Annotated in this window: 6 protein-coding genes; 3 read left to right on the forward strand and 3 right to left on the reverse strand. The window is 73.7% G+C overall.

The window, feature by feature from the left end; genetic code table 11:
* Window positions 1-136: 136 nt before the first annotated feature.
* The gene (locus ACO1BU_RS34175) at window positions 137-397 is read left to right on the forward strand and encodes a hypothetical protein (RefSeq protein WP_424140377.1); all 261 of its coding nucleotides are present in this window, start codon (window positions 137-139) and stop codon (window positions 395-397) included.
* Window positions 398-1331: 934 nt separating this feature from the next.
* On the opposite strand, the gene ACO1BU_RS34180 is transcribed toward ACO1BU_RS34175, so the two are convergent.
* The 3 genes from ACO1BU_RS34180 to ACO1BU_RS34190 all read right to left on the reverse strand — a co-directional run bounded on the left by ACO1BU_RS34180 (window position 1332) and on the right by ACO1BU_RS34190 (window position 2502).
* Complete coding sequence (locus tag ACO1BU_RS34180) at window positions 1332-1619, reverse strand: conjugal transfer protein TraD (protein ID WP_424140378.1); 288 nt, start codon at window positions 1617-1619, stop codon at window positions 1332-1334.
* 34 nt (window positions 1620-1653) lie between these two features.
* Window positions 1654-1983, reverse strand: a complete 330-nt coding sequence (locus ACO1BU_RS34185; RefSeq protein WP_424140379.1) for a conjugal transfer protein TraD — start codon at window positions 1981-1983, stop codon at window positions 1654-1656.
* Between the two features lie 195 nt (window positions 1984-2178).
* Window positions 2179-2502: a hypothetical protein gene (locus ACO1BU_RS34190; RefSeq protein WP_424140380.1), complete on the reverse strand. Its 324-nt coding sequence runs from the start codon at window positions 2500-2502 to the stop codon at window positions 2179-2181.
* A gap of 226 nt (window positions 2503-2728) precedes the next feature.
* On the opposite strand from ACO1BU_RS34190, the gene traA reads away from it, so the two are divergent.
* Together traA and ACO1BU_RS34200 are read left to right on the forward strand one after the other, a co-directional pair.
* The gene (traA, locus tag ACO1BU_RS34195) at window positions 2729-6115 is read left to right on the forward strand and encodes a Ti-type conjugative transfer relaxase TraA (RefSeq protein ID WP_424140381.1); all 3387 of its coding nucleotides are present in this window, start codon (window positions 2729-2731) and stop codon (window positions 6113-6115) included.
* Between the two features lie 102 nt (window positions 6116-6217).
* The coding region (locus tag ACO1BU_RS34200) for a hypothetical protein (protein WP_424140382.1) at window positions 6218-6538 on the forward strand (321 nt) is incomplete at its 3' end.

Below are 6538 nucleotides of genomic sequence, written 5' to 3' on the forward strand. Positions count from 1 at the left end.
CGAAAAGGGCAGCCAAGCGTTCCTGGCGCCCCTCCTCTAGGGAAGTGAGGCTGTTATGCTCCGATTTGGCGTGCTGACCACCAGCGCCCATGGCGCCGGATGCTTCGCCTCGTGGTCCGGGTGTGTAGGATGGCCCATGAGCCATGAACCAACGGCAAAGCCGAAGCTTTCTCATGAGGAGCGCCGCGCCCGGCAGCTGCGACTGCTCCGCCTTCGGTTTGCGATTGGCCGGGAGCTGGATGATCGGGGGATCACCCTTGCCGCCGCCGTTGGGGAGGCATTGGGGCTTCCCGCACATGACGCAATGACGTTGCTAGCTCGGCGGCAGTGGCGTGAAGGCGACTTGGCGCTGCTCGAGGCCGCCGCGGCGCGGCTGGGAGTGCGGGTCCCGGACTGACGGGGCCATCTTCATCCATGCTCCAGGCCTCCAGGCTGCCAGCGGCGACCAGCCCCAAGGGTGGTTCGCGCTCCGCAGCACGCGGCAGGGGGCGGGGTATCCGCACCGCCACAGCAGGGTCCGCTTGGTCGCCCAGCCAGCCGAGCTTCCAGTACAGTCAGAAATGGCTTTCTCGAGTCATTGGTGAAGGTGTGACCACCATGAGCATGTCCTGACTGTCGGGAGCGAATTCATGCGTGCGGCTGGTCTGCTGGGCCTGCTTATGCTGGGGCTGGCGGCTTCCACGGCCTCCGCGCAGCTGTCCCCCGGGTGGGTGGAACGCAGGTTCGGCTCATGGCAATTCATCTCCGGTGCCCGAACCATTGGGGGGCTGCGCACCATCGTCTGCCAGGTCGAGAACCTGCAGCGCGCGAAGGGCTGGAGCTTCACACTTAGCCGGTCCAGCAGTGAAACCGATCTGATCTTGCAGCACCAGCAGCTGCGCCTGGACATCTCCCGCGACACGATGATCAACGCCAGCGTCGGAGGTGAGCGCATCCGGTTTCAGGTCGAGCGGTTGGTGACGCCCTCCGACGGCCCCGGAGGCGGTATCATCCTGACGCTGGTAGATGACGACACTTTCGCCACAGCACTGTGGAGGGCACGGGATATCCGCCTGACCCTGCCAGGCGAGGGCGTTTTGCAGTGGCCAGCCAGGGGCGGCGGAGAAGCCTTGGCGGCCATGGATACCTGCCCCTCGCTGACACCCTATCCTGGAGGGGAGGCCGCCATGCCGCGGCGGCGGAGGTCCGTGCCTCCCTTCGTGCCAGTCAGCGTTCGAACATCCCCGGGACCTCCGGGGCCGAGTCGTGCCGGTGTCGCCGTGATGGCGACGCAGCGGGGCCGGGCGCCGTGGCATCCCGGCCCCGCTCGACGGCTCCGGCTCAGCGTCCGGTCACAGGACCGCCTCCTTTGGCGGGCTGCCGCCGGTCCTGGCCTCCGCGTCGGCGTCGAAGGCCTTCAGCCCACGGCGCCGGGCCCGGGCCTTGACCTCGGCCGGCCGCCCCTCGGCGTCGTCGAGGCCGCGCAGGCGGTCGGCGTCACCGAGCAGCAGGCCGAACAGCGTGGCGCGGTCATCCGCTACGAGCTCGACCAGCCCGGACTTGAGGACGAGGCCGCCGAGCTCGATGAGGTGACGGGTGCGGGCCCGGCGCTCGGCGCGCCAGTCGCGGGTGGCGCTCATGGCGAGGCGCCGCTGAAGGCGGGCGATGGCCTGCTCATTCCGCCGCCGCTGCCGCCATCGGGTCCACAGGGTCCTGCGCAGGTCCGGCGGCAGGCCGGGACTGCCCGCCTGGCTTGCCGCCGCCGCCGGCCTTGTGGCGAAAGGCTTCCCCCCGTCGTCGCCAGCCCTCGCGGGCGGCGGGGTTGGAGCCAGCCTGCTCGAGGCCGGCCAGCACCAGGCCGACGAGTTCGTCCGGCGAGAGGAGCTGCTCGGCGCCGGTGGCGAGGATGGCGCGTCCGATGTCGGCTTTCTGTCGCGCCTTGAGCTGCCTGGCGCGGTCCTGCAGCGCCTTGAGTTCGGCAGAGATGTCGTGGGTCTTGGTCATGGGGTTCTCCTCGTGCGGGTCAGCCCGCAGGAGGAGGCTCGGAAGGATCCGTGCGAACGGGCCCTGGAAAAATGCAGCCGCCGCGATTTTTCTCCCGGGGCCTCCGCGTGACACCGGGCGGAGGCCGGCTGTGCCGGGCACCGACTCCTCTTCCGGAGGCCCGGTGCCGGGGTTGCGATCGCCTGGAGCTGGCCCTCAGCGGAAGAGTTCACCCTCAAGGCTGCCACAGCAGACCCGGAAGATGTTCCGGCTCACCCATCCCACGAAGGCGATGCAGGCCATGTAAGCTGCGATCAACCCGATCGTCGCGGCCCGTCCCGGCGTCAGCTGGGCGATGGCGTGCCAGTCGTCGAGGCGGGTGGCGAGTGCCTTGGCGGCCGGTGCCATGCGTTCGAGTTGGAAGGCGACCAGCAGCATCTCCAGGCCGTAGGCGGCCATGAAGAAGAAGCGGAGGCCGCGCGGCATCGCGCGGAAGCTCTCGTAGCGCCTGAGGCCGAGCCGGCGCCGCAGGCGCGTCATCAGGTCGGGTGTCTTCGGTTCGGATATGCGTTCCCTCCGGGTGCCCTGCCGCGCGCGCGAGGCGGCGGCTCAGGCCGGATCATCGTAGGCGGAACCCGGTCACCGCATCGTTCGCCTGCGGAGCCCCCTGGGGCGGAGCGGTTTGGCGAAATGCGCGCTTATAGGTCTTGGCAGACCTCGCGCTGGCGGCCTAGCCTTTCCGTCTCCGGGTGGGAGCTCACGCCGCGTGGCGATCTACCACTTCAGCGCCAGGGTGATCGGCCGCGGCCAGGGCCGCAGCGTGGTGGCGGCGGCGGCCTACCGGTCGGGGATGCGGCTGCACGACGAGCGCCTGGGGCAGAGCTTCGACTACGCCGGCAAGACCGGGGTGGTGCATTCCGAGATCCTGCTGCCCGAAGGCGCGCCGCGGCACTGGTCGGCACCGTCCGGCGAGGCGCAGCGGGTGGCGCGCGCGGCGCTGTGGAACGCGGTGGAGGCGGGCGAGCGCCGCAAGGACAGCCAGCTCGCGCGCGACATCGAGATCGCGCTGCCGCGCGAGCTGGGGCAGGCGGAGGCGATCCGGCTGGCGCGGGACTTCGTGGCCGAGCAGTTCGTGGCGCGCGGCATGGTGGCCGACCTGAACGTGCACTGGGGACGGAGCCAGGACGGCGGGGAGCAGCCGCACGCGCATGTGCTGCTGACGATGCGGCGGATCGAGGGAGAGGGCTTCGGGCGCAAGGAGGTGGCCTGGAACGACCGGGCGCTGCTGCGCGGCTGGCGCGAGCGCTGGGCGGAGCTGGCCAATGCGCGCCTGGCGGAGGCCGGGCACGACTGGCGGATCGACCATCGCAGCCTGGCGGCGCAGGGCCTGGAGCTGGCGCCGCAGAACAAGATCGGTCCGGCCGGGGCACGCCGCGAGGCGCGGGGCGAGGAGGCCGAGCGGGCGGCGGAGCACCGGGCGATCGCGCGGGCGAACGGGACGCGGCTGCTGGCGGACCCTGGCCTGGCGCTGCGGGCGCTGACGGGGCAGCAGTCGACCTTCACGCGGGCGGAGCTGGCGCGGCTGGTGCACCGGCTGTCGGACGGGGCGGAGCAGTTCGCGGCGGTGATGGCGGCGGTGCAGGCGCATCCGGAGCTGGTGCGGGTGGGCCGGGACGGGCGCGGGCAGGAGCGGTTCAGCACGCGGGAGATGGTGGTGCTGGAGGCGGCGATGGTGGCCGATGCCGCGGCGTTGTCGGACCGGACGACGCATGCGGTGGCGCTGGAGCGGCGACAGGCGGCGCTGGCGGGCACGGCACTGGGTGAGGAGCAGCGGCTGGCCTTCGGACACGCGACGCGGTCGCGGGACCTGGTGGCGGTGGTGGGCTATGCCGGGACGGGCAAGAGCACGCTGCTCGGGGTCGCGCGGGAGGCCTGGGAGGGGCAGGGCTACCGGGTGCGCGGGGCGGCGCTGTCGGGGATCGCGGCGGAGGGGCTGGAGGGCGGGTCCGGGATCGCGAGCCGGACGGTGCACAGCCTGCTGCATGCCTGGGGGGAGGGGCGGGATCTGCTGTCGGCGCGGGACGTGCTGGTGGTGGACGAGGCCGGGATGATCGGCTCGCGGCAGATGGCGGCGCTGCTGCGGCAAGTGCGGTCGGCCGGGGCCAAGCTGGTGCTGGTGGGCGACCCCGAACAGCTGCAGGCGATCGAGGCCGGGGCGGCGTTCCGGGCGATCGTGGAGCGGGTGGGCGCGTCCGAGATCAGGACGGTGGTCCGGCAGCGTGTCGGCTGGCAGCGCGAGGCGACGGTGGCGCTGGCGCGCGGGCGGACGGAGGAGGCGCTGGAGCGCTACCGGGCAGGCGGGATGGTGCACGGGCATGCCACGGACGCGGCGGCGATGGCGGCGGTGGTGGCGGACTGGGACAAGGCACGCCGGGCGGGGGTGAGCCGGATCATGCTGGCGCATACGCGGGCGGCGGTGGAGGAGCTGAACGGGCGGGCCCGGCGCCTGCTGCGCGAGGCGGGCCTGCTGGGGGAGGAGCGGGAGGTGGCGACGGAGCGGGGCGCGCGGTCCTTCGCGCCGGGCGACCGGGTCTACTTTCTGCGCAACGATCGCGGGCTCGGGGTGAAGAACGGCACGCTGGGGACGGTGGAGGCGATCGGGGGCGAGGCGACGGACCCGCGGCTCACCGTGCGCCTCGACGGGCCGGGCGGCGTGCGGCGGGTGGAGGTGGCGCCGGCGGCGTATGGCTGGATCGATCATGGCTACGCGGCGACGGTGCACAAGGCACAGAGCGTGACGGTGGAGCGGGCGCTGGTGCTGGCGACACCGGGGATGGACCGGCACCTGGCCTATGTGGCGCTGAGCCGTCACCGGGGCCGGGTGGAGCTGCACTGGAGCGTGGAGGCGTTCGGCAGCGACGACCAGGCACGGCTGCCGGCGGTGCTGGGGCGGGAGCGGGCCAAGGACACGACGCTGGACTACGGGCCGGAGGCGGAGGGCAGGGCGGAGCCGGCGCGGGCCTATGCGGAGCGGCGCGGACTGCACCCGCTGGCGCCTGCGAGTGACATCGTGGTGCGGCGGGATGCGTCTCCCGCGGCGCCGGCCATCACCGTGCCCGCGACCCGGCCGCGGAATGGAGTGGCGGCGGTCGCGGTGGCGGACAGGCTGCGGGCGCGGGCGGAGGCGCTGAGGGAGGGCGGCCGGGAGCTCCGGCGGGCCCTGGAGCAGGACCCGGCGGGGGTACGGCGGCAGGCGCGGGAGCGGCTGGAGGGCGGACGGCTGCGCGCGGCGCTGCTGGCGGTCCTCCCGGAGGTGGCGGAGCTGATCGGGCGGCAGGCGGCCCGCCTGGAGGGCATGGCGGAGACGGTGGCCGAACTGCCGGCCCGGCTGGCCGAGGGACTGCGGCAGGCGGTGTCGCCGGGCGCGGGCGAGACGGTGGCTCCGCCGGAGCCGCGACGCGGGCGGTTCGCGGGACTGCGGCTGCAGGCCGCGCCGCAGGCGCCGGTGCCGTCCCCGGTAGTCCCCCCGGCCGGCTCGCGGGAAGCCGGGGCGCTGCGATGGGCGCGGGAGCTGGTGTCGGCCCAGGCGGCGGCAGAGCGGATGCGGGCGGCGGGGCTGCCGGTGCTGGCGCATCAGGAACGGGCGCTGGAGGAAGCGCGGCGGGGGCTCGACGCGGCGGCCGGGCTGGCGCTGTCGCAGCCGGTGGAGGCGGCCCTGGCGGCGCGGCCGCAACTCGCGGCCGAGCTCGAGGGTGCTGGCGGCGCGGCGGTGCTGAAGGATCTGCTGCGCGAGGCACGCCGGGCCGAAACGGCACGCGTGGCCGCGGAGGAAGCGCGGCAGGCGGAGCTGTGGGCGGCGCGCGAGCGGCTGCTGGAGGAAGGGGTGACAAGCTGGGCCCGCCGGCATCTGGGCCGGTGGAAGCCGGTGCCGGCGCCGACGCCCGGGCAGGAGAGGAGCGAGGAGGGGCGGCTCCACGCGCGCCAGGAGGCGGCGCGGGCCGAGCTGCGGGAGAAGGTCGCGCAGCTGCCGGAGGCGACGCTGCGGGAGACACAGGCGCGCTGGGCACGGGATGCCGCCTGGGAGGCCTGGCGCTCCGCCCGCGCCGCGCGCCTGTCCCGCTCGCCCGGCCCGGGCTTCGGGCCGGGGTCCTGAGCCGGCGGATTCCGGCCCTTCACAGGCCTGGCGCCATTCGCACCGACCCGGGGCAGCCTGAGTTCCGGACGGCACCGGTGCCGTCCGGGAGCGGGGACGCCGATGACGGGACAGGGATACGAGTCGGAGGACGGGGCGGAACGGGCCTTCGAGGCGCTGCGGGCGGAGGTGGCCGGGCTGCGGCGGCAGGTGGAGACGCTGCGGGCGCCGGATTACGACGCAAGCCTGGGCGCGCTGGCGCGCGAGGTGCGAGGGCTGGGCGGCCGGCTGCAGCAGGCGATCGAGGTGGCGCGGCCCTTTCAATTACCCACATCTCTTGGTGTGTCTTGCGTTGAGAGGAGCGGTCATGATTCCTTGTCGTGCAGCGCGTCTGTCGTGGCGAGGTTTGGGTCATGTCACGTGTTTCGGGCTCGGCCGGACCTG

The organism is Roseomonas chloroacetimidivorans (genome assembly GCF_049629625.1).
GTDB classification, from domain to species: domain Bacteria; phylum Pseudomonadota; class Alphaproteobacteria; order Acetobacterales; family Acetobacteraceae; genus Roseomonas; species Roseomonas chloroacetimidivorans.